At 70.1% G+C, this 22,176-nt stretch carries 15 protein-coding genes; 14 read left to right on the top strand and 1 reads right to left on the bottom strand.

Annotated elements, in window-relative coordinates; genetic code table 11:
* Nucleotides 1-2: 2 nt before the first annotated feature.
* Together ACFHW1_RS26880 and ACFHW1_RS26875 are read left to right on the top strand one after the other, a co-directional pair.
* Nucleotides 3-524, top strand: a complete 522-nt coding sequence (locus ACFHW1_RS26880) for a MarR family winged helix-turn-helix transcriptional regulator (RefSeq protein ID WP_416556473.1) — start codon at nucleotides 3-5, stop codon at nucleotides 522-524.
* Complete coding sequence (locus ACFHW1_RS26875) at nucleotides 521-2,104, top strand: MDR family MFS transporter (protein WP_416556474.1); 1,584 nt, start codon at nucleotides 521-523, stop codon at nucleotides 2,102-2,104. The genes ACFHW1_RS26880 and ACFHW1_RS26875 overlap by 4 nt, the downstream gene beginning before the upstream one ends.
* A gap of 17 nt (nucleotides 2,105-2,121) precedes the next feature.
* Here ACFHW1_RS26875 and ACFHW1_RS26870 read toward each other — a convergent pair whose 3' ends face one another.
* Nucleotides 2,122-2,616: an NUDIX domain-containing protein gene (locus ACFHW1_RS26870; protein WP_282233348.1), complete on the bottom strand. Its 495-nt coding sequence runs from the start codon at nucleotides 2,614-2,616 to the stop codon at nucleotides 2,122-2,124.
* Between the two features lie 135 nt (nucleotides 2,617-2,751).
* On the opposite strand from ACFHW1_RS26870, the gene ACFHW1_RS26865 reads away from it, so the two are divergent.
* From ACFHW1_RS26865 to ACFHW1_RS26810, 12 genes are all read left to right on the top strand, one after another.
* Nucleotides 2,752-3,105, top strand: a complete 354-nt coding sequence (locus ACFHW1_RS26865; RefSeq protein ID WP_281552041.1) for an ArsR/SmtB family transcription factor — start codon at nucleotides 2,752-2,754, stop codon at nucleotides 3,103-3,105.
* Nucleotides 3,105-3,392, top strand: a complete 288-nt coding sequence (locus ACFHW1_RS26860) for a hypothetical protein (RefSeq protein WP_278173392.1) — start codon at nucleotides 3,105-3,107, stop codon at nucleotides 3,390-3,392. Before ACFHW1_RS26865 ends, ACFHW1_RS26860 begins: the two co-directional genes overlap by 1 nt.
* A 32-nt stretch (nucleotides 3,393-3,424) precedes the next feature.
* Nucleotides 3,425-4,408: an NAD(P)-dependent alcohol dehydrogenase gene (locus ACFHW1_RS26855; RefSeq protein WP_416569036.1), complete on the top strand. Its 984-nt coding sequence runs from the start codon at nucleotides 3,425-3,427 to the stop codon at nucleotides 4,406-4,408.
* Between the two features lie 147 nt (nucleotides 4,409-4,555).
* Nucleotides 4,556-5,392: a glutaminyl-peptide cyclotransferase gene (locus ACFHW1_RS26850; RefSeq protein ID WP_416556476.1), complete on the top strand. Its 837-nt coding sequence runs from the start codon at nucleotides 4,556-4,558 to the stop codon at nucleotides 5,390-5,392.
* A gap of 80 nt (nucleotides 5,393-5,472) precedes the next feature.
* On the top strand, nucleotides 5,473-6,483 hold the full coding sequence (locus ACFHW1_RS26845; RefSeq protein WP_416556477.1) for an ABC transporter substrate-binding protein: 1,011 nt from the start codon (nucleotides 5,473-5,475) through the stop codon (nucleotides 6,481-6,483).
* Nucleotides 6,480-7,289 carry a class I SAM-dependent methyltransferase gene (locus tag ACFHW1_RS26840; protein WP_416616418.1) on the top strand — a complete coding sequence of 270 codons (810 nt, stop codon included), beginning with the start codon at nucleotides 6,480-6,482 and terminating at the stop codon, nucleotides 7,287-7,289. Before ACFHW1_RS26845 ends, ACFHW1_RS26840 begins: the two co-directional genes overlap by 4 nt.
* Nucleotides 7,286-8,323 carry a FecCD family ABC transporter permease gene (locus tag ACFHW1_RS26835; RefSeq protein WP_416556479.1) on the top strand — a complete coding sequence of 346 codons (1,038 nt, stop codon included), beginning with the start codon at nucleotides 7,286-7,288 and terminating at the stop codon, nucleotides 8,321-8,323. Before ACFHW1_RS26840 ends, ACFHW1_RS26835 begins: the two co-directional genes overlap by 4 nt.
* Complete coding sequence (locus tag ACFHW1_RS26830; protein WP_416616417.1) at nucleotides 8,320-9,090, top strand: ABC transporter ATP-binding protein; 771 nt, start codon at nucleotides 8,320-8,322, stop codon at nucleotides 9,088-9,090. Before ACFHW1_RS26835 ends, ACFHW1_RS26830 begins: the two co-directional genes overlap by 4 nt.
* 66 nt (nucleotides 9,091-9,156) lie before the next feature.
* Nucleotides 9,157-9,651 (top strand): DUF6924 domain-containing protein, encoded by a 495-nt coding sequence (locus ACFHW1_RS26825; RefSeq protein WP_416616416.1) that lies wholly within the window; start codon nucleotides 9,157-9,159, stop codon nucleotides 9,649-9,651.
* Between the two features lie 113 nt (nucleotides 9,652-9,764).
* On the top strand, nucleotides 9,765-12,947 hold the full coding sequence (locus ACFHW1_RS26820) for a DNRLRE domain-containing protein (protein WP_416616414.1): 3,183 nt from the start codon (nucleotides 9,765-9,767) through the stop codon (nucleotides 12,945-12,947).
* A gap of 23 nt (nucleotides 12,948-12,970) precedes the next feature.
* Nucleotides 12,971-16,630, top strand: a complete 3,660-nt coding sequence (locus tag ACFHW1_RS26815; RefSeq protein WP_416616413.1) for a LamG-like jellyroll fold domain-containing protein — start codon at nucleotides 12,971-12,973, stop codon at nucleotides 16,628-16,630.
* Nucleotides 16,631-16,679: 49 nt separating this feature from the next.
* The coding region (locus tag ACFHW1_RS26810; protein WP_416616411.1) for an RHS repeat-associated core domain-containing protein at nucleotides 16,680-22,176 on the top strand (5,497 nt) is incomplete at its 3' end.

The raw sequence follows: 22,176 nt of genomic DNA, 5'->3' as shown, positions 1-22,176 counted from the left end.
GGGTGAGATCGGCGGTGCACACCGACCCGCCGACCGGTCCCGACGCGGAGCTCATCGCCCTCGGCAAGCAGTTCGGCGTCTTCCACCGGTCCGTGCACATGTTCTACCAACGGCTGCGGTTCGACCCGCCGCTGGAGCGGGCGGCGTACACCCTGCTGGTGCGGATCGCCGGCGACCGGCCGGCACGGCTCAGCGTGCTCGCCGACGGACTCGGCCTGGACCTGTCCACGGTGAGCCGCCAGGTCGCCGCACTGGAGGCGGCCGGGCTGGCCACCCGGACGCCGGATCCCACCGACCGGCGGGCCAGCGTGATCGCGGCGACCGAGCTCGGCGTGCAGATCTACACCCGCAATCGGGCCGTCTGGGTGGGCGCGATGCGGGACCTGCTGGCCGACTGGACACCGGCCGAGATAAGCGAGTTCGGGCGACTGCTGACCCGGCTCAACGAGACGATCACCACCCGCTACGGGGGCACCGATCCGGCGGATCGCTGTCCGCGGGGGGAAGGGGAAACACCGCAATGACGACCACCGAGGAGCGGGTCGCGCCGGCACTCAGCCGCCGGCAGATCCTGCTGCTGATGGCCAGCCTGATGACCGGCATGCTGCTGGCCGCACTCGACCAGACCATCGTCGGGGTGGCGCTGCCCACCATCGTCGGTGAACTGGGCGGAATCAACCACTACTCGTGGGTGGTCACCGCGTACCTGCTGGCGTCCACCGCGTCGACGCCGCTGTACGGCAAGACCGCCGACCTGATCGGCCGCCGACCGGTGTTCCTGTTCGCGATCGGCATGTTCCTGCTGGGCTCGCTGCTGGCCGGCATGTCGCAGAACATGCCCCAGCTGATCGTCACCCGGGGCCTGCAGGGGCTCGGTGCCGGCGGCCTGATGACCCTGGCGTTCACCATCATCTCGGACGTGGTGTCGCCCCGCGACCGCGGGCGCTACCAGGGCCTGTTCGGTGCGGTCTTCGGCCTGTCGTCGGTGGCCGGGCCGCTGGCCGGTGGCTACTTCGCGGAGACGAACTGGCGCTGGATCTTTTACATCAACGTGCCGCTGGCCATCATCGCGATGGTCATCTGCTGGTACGTGATGCGGCTGATCCCGTTCCGGCGCCGGGACCACGCGATCGACTGGGTCGGCGCGACCCTGCTGGTGGCCGGGGTCAGCGCGATCCTGCTGGCGCTGAGCTGGGGCGGCGGCGAGTACGCCTGGGGCTCTCCGGTGATCATCGGCCTGTTCGCCGTCGGCGTGGTTCTCGCTGCGCTCTTCCTCGTCCAGGAGTCCCGGGTCGCCGAGCCGATCCTGCCGCTGAGGCTGTTCCGGGAACCGACCTTCGCGCTGGCCAACGCCGCCGGCTTCGTGCTCGGTCTGGCCATGTTCGGCTCGATCATCTTCATCCCGCTCTACCTGCAGATCGTCAAGGGCGCCTCACCGACGGCCAGTGGTTTGCTGATGCTGCCGATGATGGCCGGCATCATCGTCACCTCGGTGGCCGCCGGACGGGCGATGACCCGGTACGGCCGGTACAAGTGGTTCCCGGTGGCCGGCTCGGGGGCGCTGGTCGCCGGTGGTCTGCTCTTCACTCAGCTGGAGGTGACCAGCCCGCTCTGGCAGGCGTTCCTGGTGATGGTGGCGGTCGGCGTCGGGCTCGGGCTGTCCATGCAGTCGCTGGTGCTCGCCGTGCAGAACGCGATCCCGCTGCGCGACCTGGGTGCCGGCACCTCCACGGTGACCTTCTTCCGGACGCTCGGTGGCTCGTTCGGGGTCGCGATCCTCGGCGCGGTGCTCAACGCCCGGCTGACCGGTGAGCTGGCCGACCGGATGCCGGCCGCGATCGCCCAGCTGCCGCCGGAGCAGGCCGCCGACATCGCCGCCGCCGGCGGCGCGGAGATCTCGATCGACCAGCCGGCGGTGATTTTGGCGCTGCCCGACCCGGTCCGGGACGCCATCCAGTACGCCTTCGTGGAGTCGCTGCACACGGTGTTCCTGGTGACCGGCCTGGTCGCGGTTGTCGCCGTGCTGATCACGCTGGTGCTGCCGGACCGGGAGCTGCGCGGCGAGGTCGAGTCGCAGACCACCTCCGCCGACCTCGCCGGATAGCCCGCAGGCGTCCGGGTCTACTTCAACACCAGCTGGCCGGAGTGCTCGAAGGCGGCCAGATCGGTGAGGGTCTCGCCGACGGTGCCGGCCAACGGGGCCGGCATCTCGGCGTGTGCGAAGAACCCGGCGTCGGTGGTCTCGTCGGTGACGGTCAGCAGCTCGCCGGCGAAGCCGTCGACCCGGAAGCAGACCACGAAGAGCTGGTACGTGTCGTCGAACATGTTGGTGAAGGTGTAGTCGGCCCCGGTGTGCATGGCGAACGGGGTGACCCCGGCGGCCCGCAGCCCGGTCTCCTCGTAGACCTCCCGGGCGGCGCAGCCGGCGATCGACTCGCCGAGCTCCATCGCGCCGGCCGGTAGCGCCCACAGCCCGTTGTCCGACCGCCGGATCAGCAGGACCCGGTCGTCGGGGTCGCGGACCACACAGCGGGCACCGACGAACATCAGGGTACGGTCGCCGGCCAGCGCCCGTAGCTGCCCGAGGTACGAATCCGCCCAGGAGATGCTGGCCATGGGTCGACCTTAGGCCAGCCGGGCACCGACGTTCGCGTGGCCGGACGACTGCGACTGCTCAGCGTCCGTTGGCGGGGTGGTCCCGACCTGTTACGCTTTCACCTGTCAGATAAACATGACACATGAAGGAGAGCGATGACATCGGCCACGCCCTCCGGTGACGATCTGGTCGAGAAGCTGGCGGCGCTGGCCAACCCGCTGCGGCTGCGGATCCTCGGCCGGCTCGCCGCCGGTCGGGACTACGTCAGTCACCTCTCCCGCGAGATCGGCATCAGTCGTCCGCTGCTGCACATGCACCTGCAGCGGCTGGAAGCCGCCGGCCTGATCGTCGGGAGTCTCGAGCTGTCCGAGGACGGAAAAGCCATGAAGTACTACGAGGTTGCCGATTTCACCCTGCACCTGACCCCGTCGACGCTCGCCGCGGCGGCGACCACCCTCACCGGACCGGACCCGTCGGCAGCGGGCCCCGCGCGTAAGGAGAAGTCCTGATGTACGTCTTCGCCGCCGAGGGCGGCAACACCTGGCCAGATGTCGTGTTCATCCTCGGCGTACTGACCCTCGGCGTGTTCCTGATCGTGGTGGTCGTCGCCTCTCTGCACGAGTTCCGCAAGACGAAGCTGCTCGCCAGCCAGGAGGAGGCGATGCGTCAGCTTGTCCGCCGCTACGAGCAACTCGCTGAGAACTCGGTCGACACGCAGCAGCGGGTCGCGGCCGACCTGGCCGAGCTGCGGACCCGGACCAGCGCCATCGAGCAGATTCTGCGGACCGTCGAATGAGCGCCGGTCGGACCACCCCGGTCACCGACACCATGCGGGCGATCGTCCAGGACCGCTACGGGTCCGCCGAGGTGCTGACCGTGCGGCAGCTGCCGTGTCCGTCCATCACGGACAAGGAGCTGTTGGTACGGGTACAGGCCGCCTCGATCAACTATGCCGACCTGGTGTTCGTCGCCGGTGAGCCGTACCTCGCCCGGTTGGCCTTCGGCCTGTCCGCCCCGCGGGCGAAGGTGCGCGGGCGCGACGTCGCCGGCGAGGTCGTCGCGGTCGGCGCGGCGGTCTCCGACTTCCGCCCCGGCGACCGGGTGTACGCCGAGATCGACAGCGGCAGCTTCGCCGAGTACGCCGCCGTCCCCGCCGACCGGGCCTGGCGTACCCCGGCCAACGTCACCCCGGTGCAGGCGGCGACGGTGCCGCTCGCCGGGGTCACCGCCTGGCAGGGGTTGCGGGACCACGGCCGGCTCCAGCCCGGTCAACGGGTGCTGGTCAACGGGGCCTCCGGCGGGGTCGGCACCTTCGCGGTGCAGCTCGCCAAGGCGCTCGGTGCCGAGGTCACCGGGGTCTGCCGGGACCGCAACGTCGACCTGGTGCGCTCGCTCGGCGCGGACGACGTGATCGACTACACCCGGGAGGACTTCACCAGGTCGGGCCGGCAGTGGGATCTGATCTTCGACGTGGCAGGTCGGCACCGGCTGACCGACTGCCGGCGGGCGTTGACCCCGCGCGGGACGTTGGTCCTGTGTGGCGGTACGGGTAGCCGCTGGTTCGGCCCGGTGGGTCGGCTGCTGCGGTCGAAGGTCTGGGCGCCGTTCGTCAGCCAACGGGTGACCGGGTTCCTGGCCAGGCCGGGGCGGCAGCCGCTGGGGGAGCTGACCGAGCTGATCGAGGCCGGCCGGATGGTCCTCCCGGTGGAGCGGACGTTTCCGCTGGACCGCGCGGCCGAGGCGGTGCGGTACTTCGTCGAGGAGCATCCCCGGTCAAAGATCGTGGTCGAGGTGACCCCGGCCGGCTCATGATCGACACGCGCTGGCCGGCTCGGGCGTCCCGGCCCGTCCGCCGGGTGCGGACACCCGGCCGCCGGTGCGCGACACTTGTCGACGACCCGACGGCGGACCGGAGCCGTACGCGGGGGTGCAGCCGTGCGCAGAGCGGAGGTGGGTGGCATGCTGGGTCGGCGACGGGGCGTGGTGGTGCTGGCCGCCGTCGCAGTGGCCGCCGCCGCGGCATATGCCGGGTCGCGGTCCGCCGGGCCGGCGACGGTGCCGCTCGTCGATGGTCGTTCTGCGGCGGTCGTGCCCGTCGAACAGTTGCGGGTGGAGGTGCTGGCCCGCTACCCGCACGACACGGTGGCGTTCACCCAGGGGCTGGAGCTGGTCGGTTCGGACCTGTATGAGGGCACCGGCCAGTACGGCGAGTCCGAGTTGCGGGTCGTCGACCCGGCCAGCGGCACGGTACGACGCCGGGTGAGTCTGCCGGAGACCGTCTTCGGCGAGGGCATCACCGTGCTCGAGTCGCGCATCTGGCAGATCACCTGGCGGGAGGGCGTCGCGTACGAGCGCGACCGGGAGACCCTCGACGTGCTGCGCGAGGTGACCTACGACGGCGAGGGCTGGGGCATCTGCCACGACGACGCGGCGGACCGGCTGGTGATGAGCGACGGCACCGACCGGCTCACCTATCGCGATCCGGCCACCTTCGACCAGATCGGGTCGGTCACGGTGACCCGCGCCGGTACGGCGCTGCGTGACATCAACGAGCTGGAATGCGTCGACGGCCAGGTCTGGGCGAACGTCTGGCGGACCGACGAGATTGTCCGGATCGACCCGGCGACCGGGCAGGTCGTCGCCGAGGTCGACGCCGGTGGGCTGCTGGCCGGTGCGGAGCGGGCCGGGGTGGACGTGCTCAACGGCATCGCGGCGGTGCCCGGCACCGACGAGTTCCTGATCACCGGCAAGTACTGGCCGGCGTTGTTCCGGGTCCGGTTCGTCCCAGGTTCCTGACTCACAACTCAGCGCCGGCGGTGCGTTCGGAGCCCGTACCCCCTGGTTGACCTGCGGCGGAGCCGTGCTAGCTTGCCGACATGAAAACCGTTACCGTTTTCGCTGGGCTAGCGGTGGTGCTGACGGTCGGCTTGTCCGGCTGCGCCACCGCCAGCCCCGATGTCGATGCCGAGGCCGCTGCGTCCCCGGAAGCCGGTGCCGTCGAGATCACCAACTGCGGCACCACGCTGACCGTGACCGAACCGCCGCGCCGCGCCCTCACCATGGAACAGAACGCCACCGAGATCATGCTCAGCCTCGGGCTGGCCGACCACATGATCGGCACCAGCTACCAGACCGACCCGGTGCTGCCCGAACTGGCCGCCGACTACGCTGCCGTGCCGGTACTCGCCGACCTCTACCCCAACCGCGAAGCCGTCCTCGACGCCGCACCCGACTTCGTCTACTCCACCTTCACCTCCGCGTACGGCCCGGACGCCGCCGGCCCGCGCGCGGACCTCGCGGCCCTGGACGTCCCCGCCTACCTGTCCCGGTTCGCCTGCGAGGACCCGGCTACCGGCGAGACCGAATTCCACTTCGACGGCATCTTCGCCGAGATCACCGAGATCGCCACCATCTTCGGCGTCGCCGAGCGGGGCGAGCAGGTCGTCGTCGACCAGCGTGACCGGCTGGCCGCCGCGACCGCCGCGACCGCCGACGCCCCGGCCGACACCGACCTGCTCTGGTACTACTCCGGCACCGCCACCCCGTACGTCGCCGGAGCCGGCGGGGTGCCCGCCGCCATCAGCGCCGAACTTGGGGTGACCAACGCCTACGGCGACGCCGAGCAGACCTGGCCGGCCGGCAACTGGGAGGAGATCGCCGCCCGCAACCCCGACGTGATCGTCCTCGCCGACCTGACCCGCGGCGGCGACGGCGACAGCGCCCAGGCGAAGATCGACTACCTGCGGAGCAACCCGACCACCGCCGCACTCGACGCCGTCAAGGCCGGCCGGTTCATCACCGTCCCCGGCTCGTCGATGGACCCGTCCGTACGCAGCGTCACCGCCGTCGAAGCGGTCGCCGCCGGCCTCAAGGAGCTGAACCAGTGACCGACCTGACCACCGAACCCGCACCCGACCCGACCACCGCGCCGCCGCTCGACCCCGCCGAGGCGCGGCGGCTGCTCGACCTGTGGGACACCCAGCAGTCCGCGTACGTCGCCTACCGGGAAAACCGCTTCCAGGTGCTGCTCGACCTGCTCAGCCTGCACCTCGGTGACCGGCCGATCACCGTGCTCGACCTGGCCTGCGGGCCCGGAGCGATCTCCGACCGGGTGCTCGCCGCGCTGCCCCGGGCCCGGTGCGTCGCCGTCGACTACGACCCGGTTCTGCTGCGCATCGCCGCCGGGGCACTCGCCGGTCACGGCGACCGGATCGACGTACGCGACGTCGACCTGGTCGCCGACGACTGGGCCGACCGGCTCGGCGTCGACCAGGTCGACGCGGTGCTCAGCTCCACCGCCCTGCACTGGCTCACCCCGACACAACTGCTCGCCGTCTACACCACCGCCGCCGGGCTGCTGCGTCCCGGCGGCATCCTGCTCAACGCCGACCACCTGCACTTCGGGCCGGAGCATCCGACGCTGGCGGCGGTCGCACAGCGGCACGACGAACGCACCCAGCAGGCCGGCTTCGCCGCCGGGGCGCTGCGCTACCAGGACTGGCACACCGAAGCGGCCCGGGTACCGGCCCTCGCCGCGCTGGTCGCCGAACGGCAACGGCGGTTCGCCGACCGCCCGAAGCCGCCCGACGCGCCACTGGAGTTTCATCTCGCCGCGCTGCGTACCGCCGGGTTCACCGAGGTCGGCACGGTCTGGCAGTACCTCGACGACCACGTGGTGTTCGCCCGACGATGACCCGCACCCCCTGGCGGACACCGCCGACCACCTGGACACCGGTGTTCGTCCTCGCCCTCGCGGTGCTGGCACTCAGCGTCGCCGGGGCGACCACCATCGGCACCGCCGACCTGACCGTCACCGACGTGTTCCGCACCCACGGCGTACACCTCGGGCTGCCACTGGAACCGCTACCCGCACTGGCCGACAGCATCGTGTGGAACCTGCGGACGCCCCGGGTGCTGCTCGCCGGGCTGGTCGGCGGCGGGCTGGCGGTCTGCGGCGCGGTGCTGCAGGCGTTGACCCGCAACCCGCTCGCCGACCCGTACCTGCTGGGCATCTCCGCCGGTGCCTCGACCGGCGCGGTGTCGGTGCTGGTCCTCGGGCTCGGCGTCGGCGCCGGTGCGCTCACCGGCGGCGCGTTCGCCGGTGCGGTCGCCGCGTTCCTCGCCACCCTGGCCCTGGCCGGTCGACGGTGGACCGAACCGTCCCGGATCCTGCTCGCCGGGGTCGCCGTCGGCCAACTGTTCGCCGCCGTCACCAGCCTGATCGTGGTCTCCGCCGCGTCACCGCAGCAGACCCGGGGGGTCACCTTCTGGCTGCTCGGTTCGCTGACCATGGCCGGCTGGTCGACGGTGGCGCTGGCCGCAGCCGTGGCCGCCGGGGCGCTGCTGATCTGCTGGGCGGCCACCCCGGCGCTGGACGCGTTCGCGTTCGGCACCGACGTCGCCCAGTCGCTGGGATTCTCCCCGGTCATCGTGCGGGCGCTGCTGTTCGGCACCACCGCGTTACTGGCCGCGGTGCTGGTCGCGGCCAGCGGCGCGATCGGCTTCGTCGGGCTGACCGTGCCACACGCCGCCCGTTACCTGGTCGGTTCCCGGCACCGGATCCTGCTGCCCACCTGCGCCGTCATCGGTGCCACCTTCCTGATCTGGGCGGACACCGCCGCCCGAACGGTGTTCGCGCCGCAGGAGGTGCCGGTCGGGGTGGTCACCGCGCTGCTCGGGGTGCCGGCGTTCGCGCTGCTCATCCGCCGCCGGCAGGCGCCGACATGAGAATCCGCGCCGAGAAGATCACCTGGGCGGTACGCGGAAAGCCGCTGCTCGCCGACGTCACCCTCGACGCGCCCGACGGCACCCTGGTCGGGCTGCTCGGCCCGAACGGCTCCGGCAAGTCCAGCCTGCTGCGGGTGCTCGCCGGCCTGCAGCGACCCGACTCCGGCCGGGTGCTGCTCGACGGGGTCGACACCCGGTCCATGCCGCGCCGGGCACTGGCCCGCCGGCTCGCCGTGGTCACCCAGCAGCAGGCGGCCGATGCGGACATGTCGGTGCTGGACGTGCTGCTGCTGGCCCGGATCCCGCACCGGCCGCTGCTGGCGGCCGGCTCGGCCGGGGACGTCGCCGCCGCCGAGCAGGCACTGGTCGACGCCGGGTTGGCCGGCTTCGCCGACCGGCGCTGGTCGACTCTGTCCGGCGGGGAGCGGCAGCGGGTCGACATCGCCCGTGCCCTGCTGCAGCAACCGCAGGTGCTGCTGCTCGACGAGCCGACCAACCACCTGGACGTCCGCTACCAGCTGGACTTGCTGGAACGGCTGGCGGCCGGCCCGCCGACGGTGATAGCAGCCCTGCACGACATCAACCTGGCGGCGCGGTTCTGCGATCGGATCGTGCTGCTGAACGGCGGCAGGGTGGTGGCCGCCGGCTCACCGGCACAGGTGCTCACACCGGCCCGGATCGCCGAGGTCTACGAGGTCCACGCACAGGTCGACGACGACCCGGACGGCCGTCCGTACGTCCACTTGCGAAGCGTGGTGTGGGGGTGAAGCGCACGCCCGACCGATCGGACCGATTCCGCTACCATGCCGCCGATCCGAGGGAGCCAAACCGAGATGCCTACCCGTCCGCTGATCGTCCGGACCGATGACCTCGAGTTCGAGCCGTGCGTGGTGCGGACTGACTTCTCCGATGAGGCGGCCTGGCAGCAAATTCTGCGTCGGCTGAACAACGACCCGGTACGTTCTACGGACCTCCCTGCGGCGACGGTCGTCGACGACCCGGCCTTCGACGGCGCCACTGTCGAGGAGGTCCTGGCGGCGATCGCGGCGGACGACAGCCCGGCGGTGTTCTTCGTCGCCGATGCTGTGACCATGCGCGGCGAGCAGCCGCTGCTCGCCGTCAAGGTCCCGGACGACGAGGACGACGCTCCGGACGAGGGCGACGAGGACGACGACGGGTTCGTGGAGCCGACCCGCGACCAGCCGTTTCGGCTGCTCCCTGAGACGGTGCTGAGCGTGCACGGCAACCTGACACTGACCAACATGGACTTCGAGGACTACGGTCCAAGCGACGACGATCTGACTACATACGTCTATCGTGAACTGTAGCTGCTGGTCGCTGCGTCGCGCCGCCACCCCATCGACTTTCATTGACAGTCAGGAATTGACCCCGTAGCGTCACAGATCACTCAGCTTGAGGGTCTCGCACGGGGGAGGGCCGCATGGCCGTGGGTCGATGGCGCGCGTCCAACGATGCGCCACGATGGACCGCAGCGCTGACCGCTGCAGCGGTATTGCTGGCTGTGGCGGCGACCGTCACCGCCGAGGATCCAGTGCGGTCAGATACCGTGCTCGCCGCACCCACCACGGCACAGGGGCAGGCACTGCAGGCCGCCCGGAACAGCGGTAAGCCGGTCCGCGTCGACGGGCAGACCTCGGAGACCACCGAGGTGTGGGCCCGTCCGGAGGGCCACCTCGAGGCACGGATCGCCGCCGACGTCGTCCGAGTTCGCCGCGACGGTGCCTGGCTGCCGGTCGACCTGCGGCTGAGCCGGGCCGCCGACGGCAGCATCGCGCCCGCCGCACACCCGAACGACCTGCGGATCTCCGGTGCCCGCCCAGCCGGCACCCACGAGCTGGCAGCCGTCGGCCACGACGACGCCCGAATCGCGATGAGCTGGACCGGCGCACTGCCGGAGCCGCGGCTCGACGGGCCCGTCGCCACCTACCCCGACGTACTGCCCGATGTGGACCTTGTGGTGCGGGCCACCCGGACCGGGTTCGAGCAACTACTCACTGTGCGCCACCGCGACGCGGCTGACTGGGTCCGCGAGATCCCCCTCACCCTGACCGGACCGGGAATCGCCGGGCACCGCCACGACGAACTCGGTGGCATCACCCTGACCGGTGCCGACGGTGACCCCATCGCCACCGTCCCGGCACCCGCTATGTGGGACGCGCAGACCACCCCGGCCGGCACACCAGCTCGCACGGCACCGATCGACACCACGGTCACCGCCCGCGCCGACGGCGTCGACCTGGTGCTGCGCCCCGCCACCGATTGGCTGGACTCGCCCGACACCGTCTACCCGGTCACCCTCGACCCGACGGTCGACCCACTGTCCACCACCTTCGACGCGTACGTCCGGGAAAGCGTCACCACGAACCAGAGCGGCACCGACGACCTGCAGATCGGGCTGCTTGCCACCAGTCCACCGACGATCACCCGGTCGTTCGTCACCTGGGATGCGGCGGTGCTCGCCGGCAAGCAGATCAACTCGGCGACCGTCCACTTCTGGAACTGGTGGTCGCACACCTGCACCCCGAAGGCATGGGAGATCTGGTCCACCGGCGCGGCCAGCACCGCCACCCGGTGGACCAACCAGCCGCAGTGGCTGCACCACGAAGCCAGCTCCACCATGACCATGGGCTACGACTCCAGCTGCGACGACGGCTGGTCCACGATCAGCGGCACCGGGTTCTTCCAGCGGGCCGCGACCGCCGGGGCTAGTCAGGCACACATGGGCATCCGGGCCACCGACGAGACCGACACCGCCACCTTCAAGCAGTTCCGCTCCCGGGACACCTCCACCTCCCAGGTGCCGTACGCCGTCGTTACGTACAACTCGTGGCCGACGGTGACCGCCCGGTCGACGGTGCCGGCCACCGCCTGCGCCACCGGCACCAACCGGCCACTGGTCAACACCTTGACCCCGCAGCTCCAGGCCAGCGTCGCCGACGACGACGGCACCGCGATGTCGGTCGAGTTTGAATGGTGGGCGGTCGGTGCCTCGGCGCCGCTCGGCGGCCAGACGGTCGGCACCGTCCCCTCCGGTGCCACCGCGAGCGTCACCGTGCCGGCCGGCGCGTTCCTCGACGGTGGCCGCTACCAGTGGAGGGTGCGGGCCGACGACGGCGTCACCGGCAGCGCCGTATGGTCCGACTTCTGCGAGATGACCGTCTACGTGACCGTGCCACCAGCGGAAGGCTGCGTCGGCGGAGTCGCCAACGATTACGACGGCGACGGAGTGGCCGACGTGGCGATCGCCGACCCGGAAGCCACCGTCGCCGGGCAGGCCGAGGCCGGCCAGGTGCACGTGCGCTACGGCGGCAGCGGCGCCGTCGACACCCTGCACGAGAACAACATCCAGGGATCCGGGGCCGCCGGGGCCGGCGACCAGTTCGGCGCGGCGTTGGCCAGTTACGACGTGAACAACGACGGCTGCACCGACCTGGCCGTCGGGGTGCCGTACGACGATCTCGGCGGCCAGGTCGACGGCGGCCTGGTGTACCTGCTGCTCGGCTCCACGGACGGGCTCGCCGGTGGCCCGTCGTCGATCATGCTGCACCAGAGTCAGTCGGAGTTCCCGGAGACAACCGAGGCCGGCGACTGGTTCGGGTTCTCCCTCGCCGCCGGGCACACCGTGGTCGGTGAGCCGTTTCTGCTGATCGGCGCGCCCGGTGAGGACGTCGGCACCGCAGTCGACACCGGCGTGGTGCACTATCTGCGGGGCACCGGGAACATTCTGCTCAGCCAGGGCGGCAACGGTGTGGTCGGCGCGCTGGAGAACGACGACAGGACCGGCTATGCGCTGGCCGCGTCAAGCCACCACTTCGCCATCGGCTCGCCGGGCGAGGCGATCGGCGCCGAGGTCTTCGCCGGCGCGGTCAACGTCTTCCGCCACCAGTACACCTCCGGCCGCCCCACCCTGGTCGGCGCGATCGACCAGGACCGGGCCGGCGTGTGGGGCACCTCGACCGCGAACGACACGTTCGGCAAGTCGCTGTCCATGGTCGACTACCGGGCGGCCGGTGCGCCCGCCGGCGGGACCGACTCGTTCCTTGCCGTCGGCGCTCCCGGTAAGGAGTACGGTGCCGCCGGCATCGTCGACACCGGCGTCGTACAGCGGTTCCACGTCACCGACAGCGGATTCACCGAACTGCCGGTCCTCGCCCAGCACATCGTCGGCGTACCCAGCGGCGACGAGGAGGGCGACTACTTCGGTGAGCGGGTCCACCTCGTCAACCTGGCACCCGGATCGGCCGCGACCGCGCAGAATCTGCTGCTGGCCGTCGGCGCCCCCGGTGAGGACACCGGGTCGGCCGCCGACGCCGGCGTGATCCGGGTGTTCGGTGCGGCCGCGGACCCGATCACCGGCTACGCGACCGTGGAACGGGTGTCCGGTGCCCTGCCCGGGGCGCCGGCCGCGCAGGAACTACTCGGCCTGGCGATCGCCGGCAACCAGACCCATCTGTACGTCGCCAGCCCGTACTCCGACCAGGCGGTCTACGCCATCCCCTGGTCGATGCTGGCCGCCGGGTCGGCGACGCCCGAGCACGTGTGGCGGGCCGGTGAAGACGGCTTCCCCGCCGGAGCGGTCGCCTTCGGGGCGGCGGTCGACTGATGGCCATCGACAGGTGGAACGGCGTGACGGGGGAGGACCGCGACATGATCGGTGGCAACACGAAGCTCAGTGGCCGACGCCGGCTCGGGCTGAGCCTCGGCCTGGCCGGGCTGCTGACCGCGTACGCGGTGGTGGCCAGCCCGGCGACGGCGGCCCCGGACCGGACGGAGCAGGCCGCCCCCGAACCGGCGGCGGAGTTGGACGAACCGGCACCGGCAACGGCTGTGGACGGCGCGGAGCCGGTCCGGCAGACCGAAGCCGAGGCGTTCGCCCACGCCGTCGACATCGGTGAGCGGGTCGAGATCGGCGCCCTGCAGGGTGAGAGCTCCCAGACGTTCGCCAACCCGGACGGCACGCTGACTTCGGTGCAGCACGCCCAGCCGTTCCGGGTGGTCCGCGACGGCCAATGGGTGCCGACCGACGCGACCCTGGTCACCGCCGCCGACGGCAGCATCGGCCCCCGGGCCGCCACCCTCGGGCTGCGGCTCTCCGGCGGCGGCGACACCCCGCTGGTACGGGTGGAGCGCGCCGGCCGCAGCATGACCCTCGACTGGCCCGGTGCCCTGCCGGAGCCGACGGTCGACGGTGACCAGGCCGTCTACGCCGAGGTGCTGCCCGACGTGGACCTGGTGGTCGATGTCGAGGTCACCGGCTTCTCACACGTACTCGTGGTCAAGACCCCGGAGGCGGCACAGCATCCAGAACTGGCCGAGCTGGAGTTCGGCCTGGCCACTGCCGGGCTGACCGTGCAGGACGGCCTCGAAGGTGGGCTGGCCGCCGTCGACACGGTGTCCGGCGCGCCGGTGCTGGAGGCCGCCGCACCGGCGATGTGGGACTCGGGTGACGACCCCGCCGGCACCGACGCCGCGACGCCGGGCCGGACCGCTTCCGACGCCGGAGACGTGACCGGTGTCGACGCCACCGGGTCCGCCCCGCCGGGTGCCAGCCAGGCACCGATCGGCTGGCGGATCGACGGCGACACCCTCACCCTGCTGCCCGACCAGGCGATGCTCACCGATCCCGACACCCGCTGGCCGGTCTACATCGACCCGGTCTGGCAGGACACCCGCAGGAGCGACTGGGCGATGGTTGCCAGCGGCTACCCGCACATGTCGTACCACAAGTTCTCCGGCACCGAAGGCGTCGGCAACTGCCCGGTCAACTCCGGGCAGTGCAACAAGGTCGGGAAGAAGCGGATCTACTACGCGCTGCCCACACCGTACGCGGGGCGGACCATCCTGAGCGCGGAGTTCCGGGTGACGATGACCCACACGTACAACTCGACCCCGAAGAACGTCTCGTTGTACCGGGCGTCGTCCGGCATCAGCTCCGGCACGAACTGGAACAACAAACCGGCGCTCGGCGTCCTGCTGCAGACGAAGGCACCGACCGCGAAGAAGAACTCCTGCACCTCGACGAACCAGAACGTCGGCTTCACCGCCACCGCGGCGGTGCGGGAAGCTGTGACCAAGGGCTGGTCGACGACCACGTTCGGGCTTGCCGCCACGGACGAGAACGACCAGACGGCGTTCAAGCGGTTCTGCGGAAACGCGCTCCTGGCTGTGCACTACAACCGGACACCGAGCCAACCGAAGCAGTCCGAGTTGACCATGTCACCCGGTGGCCAGTGCGTCACCGGCACCAACCGACCGTACGTGGACACCCCGCCGACGCTGTTCATGGTGCTACGCGACCCGGACCACAGCTCGTCGCACACCGAGGATGTCCGGGGCCAGATCCTCTACTACTGGTACGACTCGGCCGGCACCCGGGTCAACAACTACGTCACCACCGGGTGGAAGGCCAGCGGTTCCCGCTTCCAGTACACCCTGCCATCGAGCATCCCGCAGAACACGCCGATCACCTGGGAGGTCCGGGCCGGCGACTCGGAGGTCTGGGGGCCGTGGAGCTGGGAAGGCAGCACTCAGACCGCCTGCCAGTTCGTCTACGACTCCACCGCGCCGGCCGCGCCGGACATCGACTCACCGGAGTATCTGCCACTCGACGCCGGTGAGCACACCAGCGCCTGCGTCGAGGACGACCAGCACCGGGGCGGGGTCGGCATCTACGGCACCTTCATTTTCGACTCGGTCTCCACCGACACCGTCCGCTACCTGTACGGGTTCAACACCAACCCGTTGCCGGACAACGAACTGGTGCCGGCCAGCCCCGGCGGCCCGGTGTCACTGCGCTGGATGCCGGGCGACGACGCCCCGAACATCGTCACGGTGCAGGCGGTCGACCAGTCCGGCCTGCGGTCGGCGATCGCCACCTGCGTGTTCTCCGTGCCGACCCGGCTGGCGGCAGGTGAATGGGGGCTCGGCGAGGCAGCCGGTGCCGCGTCGGCCGAGGACGCCCGGGGCAACCATCCGGCGGTCGCCGGAGCCGGGGTGACGTTCGGAGTGTCCGGGCCGGGCTGCGGTGACTCCGGCTCCGAGTGCCAGTTCGACCGGGCAATCCAGTTCACCGGCGACGCCGCCGACAGCTACCTGGCCACCACCAGCTCGGCGCTGGTCGACACGTCGAGCGGGTTCGGAGCCAGCGCCTGGGTGCGGCTCACCGACGACACCACCGACCGGGTCGCGGTCAGCCAGGACGGCAGCGGCGAGCCCGGCTTCACCCTCGGCTTCGACGCCGCCACCGGCAAGTGGGAGTTCGCGATCCCGTCGACGGACGTGCTGTCGCTGGGCGGCTGGTCGGTGACCAGCACCGCCCCGGCGATTCGCGACGAATGGACTCATCTGGCGGCTGCGTACGACCCGGAGCTCAAGACGATGACGCTGTACGTCAACGGAGACGTCCAGCCGACCGTGCAGCGTCGGTCGGCGTGGAAGTCCCGGGGCGCGGTGCAGATCGGTCGGGCGTACGCCCGCAGCGGCCACACCGCCGGCTGGGCCGGCGAGCTGGCCGACATCGCCGTCTACGACCGGGTGCTGGTGCACCGGGAGGTCAGCGAACTGTCCACCCTGCGGCCGATTCGCCTCGGCTACTGGCCGTTGGACGACGTCTCCGGCGACCGCAGCCCCGAATACGACGACGAGAACGGTCAGGAGCTGCTGCTGGAAGGCGGCGCCGACCTGTACGCACCGGATGTCGACGCGGATCCGTTCGCTGAACCGCCGCTGGTCGGCGGTGGACATCTGGTACTCGACGGGGTCGACGACCGGGCCCGCACCGACGCACCGGTGGCGGTGACCGACGGGAGCTTCACCGTCGCCGCCCGGGTGCGGTTGCCCAGCCCGACCTGCGGCGACCGGGACCAGGCGGTGCTCTCCCAGGCGGGCACCGTCGCGAGCGGATTCGTCATCCGCTGCGGCAGCGCCAACCGCTGGGAGCTGGTGCTGCCGCACAGCGACACCAACGACCCGCAGACCACCCTGGTCTTCGATGGTGAACAGTTGCCAAGCGCCGACCAGTACGGCCAGCACCTGGCGGTGGTCTACGACGCGTTCCGCAACGAGGTGCGGCTGTTCGTCAACGGCGAGGTCGCCGTGACCGCCGCCGCCACCTACACCGCCGGCTGGCGGGCGGACGGACCCCTGCAGGTGGGCCGGGCGCTGCACAACGGCGGCTTCGGCCAGTACCTCGGCGGTGTCGTCGACGAGGTACGCGTCTACACCGGGGTCGCCGACGACGAGACGATCCAGCTGATGACCTCCATCGATCCGAACCCATACCTCTGACCCGATGCCTCGCCTTCCCGCCCGCTTCGCCCGGCCCTTTGGAGTGGTGATGAGTTCCCGGATTCTGGCTACGACCCCGGTCAGCCGTCGACGGCTGACCGGCGCTGTCACCTGGGCGACGGCGGTCGTCGTCGCCGCCGGCCTGCTGCAGGGGGTGGAGAGCCCGGCCCAAGCCGAGCCGACCTCCGGGGCACCGGCCGTCCAGCAACATGACGAACCGGCTCCGGACCGCCCGGCGGCTCCGGTGCCGCCCCGCGAGCCGAACCCGGTGGTGCAGGCGGCGCTGCGTACCGCACCGGAGGTTGCCTGGCCGGCGGCCGGGACGGTGGAGGTGCCGGCGACGCCGGTGGCCAGTCCGACCAGTGGGGCAGGCCGTGCGGCCGGCACCGCGTCGCCGAGCAGAGTGCGGGTGCAGACCCTCGACCGCGCGGTGTCGACGAAAGCGAAGGTCGACGGACCGGTCACCCGGATCGGGCGGGCCGCCGGCGAGACCGGTGCCGGCACCGTCCGGGTGGCGTTGAGCTATGCCGGGATCGCCGATGCGTACGGCGGCGACTTCGGTTCCCGACTGAGGCTGGTCCGGTTGCCCGAGTGCGCGTTGACCACGCCGGACGCGTCGGCGTGTGCGCCGGAGCCGGTACCGGCGGTCAACAACGCGGGAACCGACACCCTTACCGCCACGATCGACGTCGGTGCCGGCTCGGCGCTGTTCGCAATGGTCGCTTCGGAAGCTTCGGCGCAGGGCAGCTTCGGCGCGACCGAGTTCGCGCCGTCGTCGAAGTGGAACGTGTCACCGTCATCGGGTGCGTTCAACTGGTCGTACCCGATGCGGGTGCCGCCGGTGCCGGGCGGGCTGACCCCGTCGGTGGTGCTCGGCTACAACTCGCAGGCCACCGACGGGCGGACTGCGACCACCAACAACCAGGGCTCCTGGCTGGGCGAGGGCTTCAGCTACGACCCCGGGTACGTCGAACGCCGCTACAACACCTGTCTTGACGACGGCCGCGACGGCATGGGCGACCTGTGCTGGGCGCACGACAACGCCGTACTGATGCTCAACGGGCGGTCCAGCACGCTGGTGCGGACCGGCAGCACCTGGCGGTTCGCCAACGACGACGGGTCGAAGATCGAGCGGTACAGCGGGACGGTCGACGGCGCCGTCAACGGTGACAACGACCGCGAGTTCTGGAAGGTCACCACGATCGACGGCACCGAGCACTACTTCGGGCTGAACCGGCTGCCCGGATGGGCGTCCGGCAACGCCGAAACCAACTCGGTGTGGACGGTGCCGGTCTTCGGCGACGACAGCGGCGAACCCTGCTACAACTCGACACTGGCGAACGCCTGGTGCCACCAGGCCTGGCGGTGGAACCTCGACTACGTCAAGGACCGGCACGGCAACGTCACCTCGTACTTCTACGAGCGGGAGACGAACCACTACGCGCTGCGGGCGCAGACCACCGTCAACGGCACTGCGTACCACCGAGGTGGTTGGCTCAAGCGGATCGACTACGGCCAGCGGCACAACGCGGTCTACTCCACCCCGGCACCGGCCCGGGTGGTATTCACCGACGCCGAACGGTGCATCCCGAGCGGCAGTATCACCTGCGCGCCGGGTCAGTTGAACAACAGCACGGCCAACTCCTGGCCGGACGTGCCGTGGGACCGCAACTGCGCTGCCGGAACCCACTGCACAGCCGGCCAGTCGTCACCCAGCTTCTGGACCCGCAAGCGAGTCAGCCAGATCACCACCGAGATCCGCACCACCAGCGGATGGACGCCGGTCGACTCGTGGAACCTGACCCACCTGTTCACCAACAACGCCGACGGCAGCCGGTCGCTGTGGCTGCACAAGATCGACCACCAGGGCCGCTACGGTGGCGGCGACCCGCTGACCGTGCCCTCGGTCGAGTTGGGCCCGCTGCAGCTGCCCAACCGGATCGACATCCCTGGCGACAACGTCGCCCCACTGATCCGGCCTCGACTGACCACCGTCTACACCGACTCCGGCGGTCAGGTCGATGTCACCTACAAGTCGCCGGACTGCTCGGCCAACTCGCTGCCGACCCCCGGCAACAGCACCCGCCGCTGCTACCCGGTGAAGTGGTCGCCGAGCGGCGAGGTGAATCCGATCACCGACTGGTTCCACAAGTACGTCGTTGAGTCGGTCACCGAAACGGACCGCACGAACGTCGAGCCCGGCACCGCCCTGGCCCCGGACATGGTGACCAGCTACGAGTATCTGGGCGACGCGGCCTGGCGGCACGCCGACCCGGACGGCATCGGTGACACCGAGTTGCTGACCTGGAACCAGTGGCGCGGCTACGAGAAGGTGCGCGTCCGGCGCGGCGACGGCGAGACCTTCACCACCCGCACCGAGCACACCTATCTGCGCGGCATGCACGGCGACAAGAACCCGGCCGGCGGCACCCGCACGGTCACCCGTACCGACTCGGTCGGCACTTCCCACACCGACCACGACGAACTCGCCGGCTTCGAGATCGAGACCGCCGTCTACAACGGCTCCCAGGTCAGCAGCAAATCGGTGACCAGCCCGTGGCGTTACGAGACCGCCAGCTACAGCCGGCCGTGGGGCACCGATCGGGCGTTCTTCGTCAAGCCGCGGGTCAGTCGGGGCTTCACCGCGCTGGCTGGCGGCGGCTGGCGGGAAACGAAGTCGATCACCACCTACGACCCGGCGACCAGCGGATACACCGACCCGGTCGGGCGGGTCACGCAGGTCGAGGATCTCGGCGACGTCAGCACCGCCGCCGACGACCAGTGCACCCGGACCACCTACGCCGACAACCACAGCCTGCGGCTACGGACCCTGGTCGCCCGGGAGGAGACCGTGTCGGTCGCCTGCTCGGTCACCAACCCCGACCTGGCCACCCAACTGCTCACCGACAACCGGACCTCGTACGACGGCCAGGCATACGGTGTGACGCCGACCAAGGGCAACGCCACCCGGATCGAGAAGCTCGCCAGCCACAGCGGTTCCGCCGCGAGCTATGTCACCGTCGGTGAAGGCACCTTCGACATGTACGGCCGGCCGCTGACGGCGCAGGACGGCTCCGGCGCGGTCACCAACATCGCCTACACCGAGACGAACGGTCTGACCACCCGCAAGATGGAGACTGGGCCGCAGATCCGGGTCGGCACCGCCGACACCCGGTTCATCGCGACCACCGACTACCACCCGGCGTGGGGACAGCCGGTCACCCAGATCGACTGGAACGGCAAGCGCACTGACGTCGAGTACGACAAGCTTGGTCGTGCCGTCCGGGTCTGGCTGCCGCACCGTCCAAGGACGACTCACCCGGATAGCCCACGCATTCAATACACCTACCGGAACCAGGACAACGCACCTGTCTCGGTAAAGACCGAGCGGCGCGACAGTGCAGGTAACTGGCTGACTCCTGAGTACACCATTTATGACGGCTTCCTGCGCCCTCGGCAGATCCAGGTCCCTGGACCGGACGGTGGACGGCTCGTCTCGGAAACCTTCTACACCGCCACTGGCAAGGTGGCGAAGTTCAACGACAAGTTCCACGCCGCCGGTGCCCCGTCAAGCACTCTGCTGAAGACGGTAAACGGCGATGTAGACCTGCAGACGGTGTATCAGTACGACGGCGTGGACCGGGTCACCGACACCATTACCCAGGTCGCCGGTCAGGAGAAGTGGCGGACAATCACCACGTACGGCGGGGACCGCATGCATGTCGACCCGCCGACGGGCGGCACCCCGACGACCACCATCACCGATGCCCGCGGTCAGGTCGTCGAGCTACGGCAATACCACGGTGCCGGGTCGAGTGGCAGCTTCGACAGCACCACGTACACCTACACTCCAGCCGGTCAGCAGGCCAGCGTCACCGACCCGGCCGGCAACGTGTGGACCTATGAGTACGACCAACGGGGTCGCAAGATCGAAGCGGTCGACCCGGACAGCGGAACCAGCACCTTCACCTACAACGACTACGACCAGTTGACCTCCGCCACGGACGGCCGGGGCATCACGATCAGCCACACTTACGATGTGCTCGGCCGCAAGACCGGCACCTACCAGGGCTCGGTCGAAACCGGCACCAAGCTAGCCGAGTGGGGCTACGACACCATCGCGAAGGGGCAGCTCTACTTCGCCACCCGCATTGTCGAGGGCGGTCACAAGTACCACGTCATCTACCCGGCTAGAGATGCCTTCTATCGGGTGCAGGAGACCCGCTACTTCATCCCAGAGGCAGACACCCACGCCGAACTCGCCGGAACCTATCGATTCTTTACTCAGTACAACAATGACGGAACCGTACAGAGCACGAGCTTCCCTGAAAGCGGCGGGCTTCCGGGCGAAACGATTGTTTACAGCTACGACGATCTGCAGCGGGTTACCAAGATCAGCAACTCGATGTACACGTACCTCAGCCGGGCTGAGTACGCGCAGACGGGCGAGCTGCTGCAGGCTGAAACTAGCGTCGGTAGCCGTAAGGTCTACGGCACCTACTTCTACGAAGAGGGCACCAAACGGCTGACCCGGTCGATGCTGAGCAGGCAGGCATTTTCGGGCGAGAATCCGATGGTGCCGACTAGCGACATCGACCAGCACTACGAGTACGACGACGCTGGTAACGTGCTGTCGATCGCTGACCGGCCGGGCTCCGGAGTGCGGGACATCCAGTGTTTCCAGTACGACTATCTGCGGCGGATGACGCGGGCCTGGAGCACGGCGACCACGGCGAGTGATCCGTGTGCGGGTGGGCCGGGCACCAGCGGAGTGGGCGGGCCGGCGCCGTACCACCACTCCTACAGCTACGACCTGGCTGGTAACCGGCTGAGCGAGACGATCCACGCCGCAGGTGGGGCCGACGAGGTCGAGCGGACGTATTCGTATCCGCAGCCGGGTCAGGCACAGCCGCACACGTTGTCGCAGGTGGTCGAGGAGACGTCGGCCGGTGACCGGTTGTACTCGTACGAGTACGATGCGGCGGGCAACACGACGAAGCGGGTCCGGGTCGGCGAGGAGCAGGACCTGGTCTGGAACGCCGAGGGCCGGCTGGAGTCGGTCACCGAGGACGGGAAGACCACCAGTTTCGTTTACGACGCCGATGGCGGTCGGTTGGTCCGGAAGGATCCGGATTCGATCACGGTGTATCTGCCGAACATGGAGTTGAAGCTGAACCGCTCCAACTCGGTGGTCGATGGGACGCGCTACTACCCGGTCGGCGGTCAGTTGACGGTGGTGCGGACGGTCGCGGGTGTGCAGGTGCAGGCTGCGGATCATCACGGTTCCGGGCAGGCCGCGGTGGACGGGGCGACGGGGCAGGTCACGCATCGGCGGATGGCGCCGTTCGGCACTGCGCGTGGCACTCAGCCGGGGGTTGGGCAGTGGTTGGGTGAGAAGGGTTTCGTCGGTGGTACGCAGGATGTGTCGACGGGGTTGACGCAACTGGGTGCGCGGGAGTATGACCCGCAGACTGGTCGGTTCATTTCGGTGGATCCGATCATCGATGTGAGTGATCCGCAGCAGATGCACGGGTACGCGTATGCGA

Origin of the sequence: Micromonospora sp. LOL_014 (assembly GCF_048060245.1) — a bacterium.
GTDB lineage: Bacteria > Actinomycetota > Actinomycetes > Mycobacteriales > Micromonosporaceae > Micromonospora_E.
Note: the sequence above shows the minus strand (reverse complement) of the source record. Positions and strands in the feature narration are given on the sequence as shown.

Excerpts from the sequence above, each read along its gene's own strand:
- ACFHW1_RS26875 (WP_416556474.1), top strand. The coding sequence starts at position 521 with ATGACGACCACCGAGGAGCGGGTCGCGCCGGCACTCAGCCGCCGGCAG.
- ACFHW1_RS26870 (WP_282233348.1), bottom strand. The coding sequence starts at position 2,616 with ATGGCCAGCATCTCCTGGGCGGATTCGTACCTCGGGCAGCTACGGGCG.
- ACFHW1_RS26865 (WP_281552041.1), top strand. The coding sequence starts at position 2,752 with ATGACATCGGCCACGCCCTCCGGTGACGATCTGGTCGAGAAGCTGGCG.
- ACFHW1_RS26860 (WP_278173392.1), top strand. The coding sequence starts at position 3,105 with ATGTACGTCTTCGCCGCCGAGGGCGGCAACACCTGGCCAGATGTCGTG.
- ACFHW1_RS26855 (WP_416569036.1), top strand. The coding sequence starts at position 3,425 with ATGCGGGCGATCGTCCAGGACCGCTACGGGTCCGCCGAGGTGCTGACC.
- ACFHW1_RS26850 (WP_416556476.1), top strand. The coding sequence starts at position 4,556 with ATGCTGGGTCGGCGACGGGGCGTGGTGGTGCTGGCCGCCGTCGCAGTG.
- ACFHW1_RS26845 (WP_416556477.1), top strand. The coding sequence starts at position 5,473 with ATGAAAACCGTTACCGTTTTCGCTGGGCTAGCGGTGGTGCTGACGGTC.
- ACFHW1_RS26835 (WP_416556479.1), top strand. The coding sequence starts at position 7,286 with ATGACCCGCACCCCCTGGCGGACACCGCCGACCACCTGGACACCGGTG.
- ACFHW1_RS26830 (WP_416616417.1), top strand. The coding sequence starts at position 8,320 with ATGAGAATCCGCGCCGAGAAGATCACCTGGGCGGTACGCGGAAAGCCG.
- ACFHW1_RS26825 (WP_416616416.1), top strand. The coding sequence starts at position 9,157 with ATGCCTACCCGTCCGCTGATCGTCCGGACCGATGACCTCGAGTTCGAG.
- ACFHW1_RS26820 (WP_416616414.1), top strand. The coding sequence starts at position 9,765 with ATGGCCGTGGGTCGATGGCGCGCGTCCAACGATGCGCCACGATGGACC.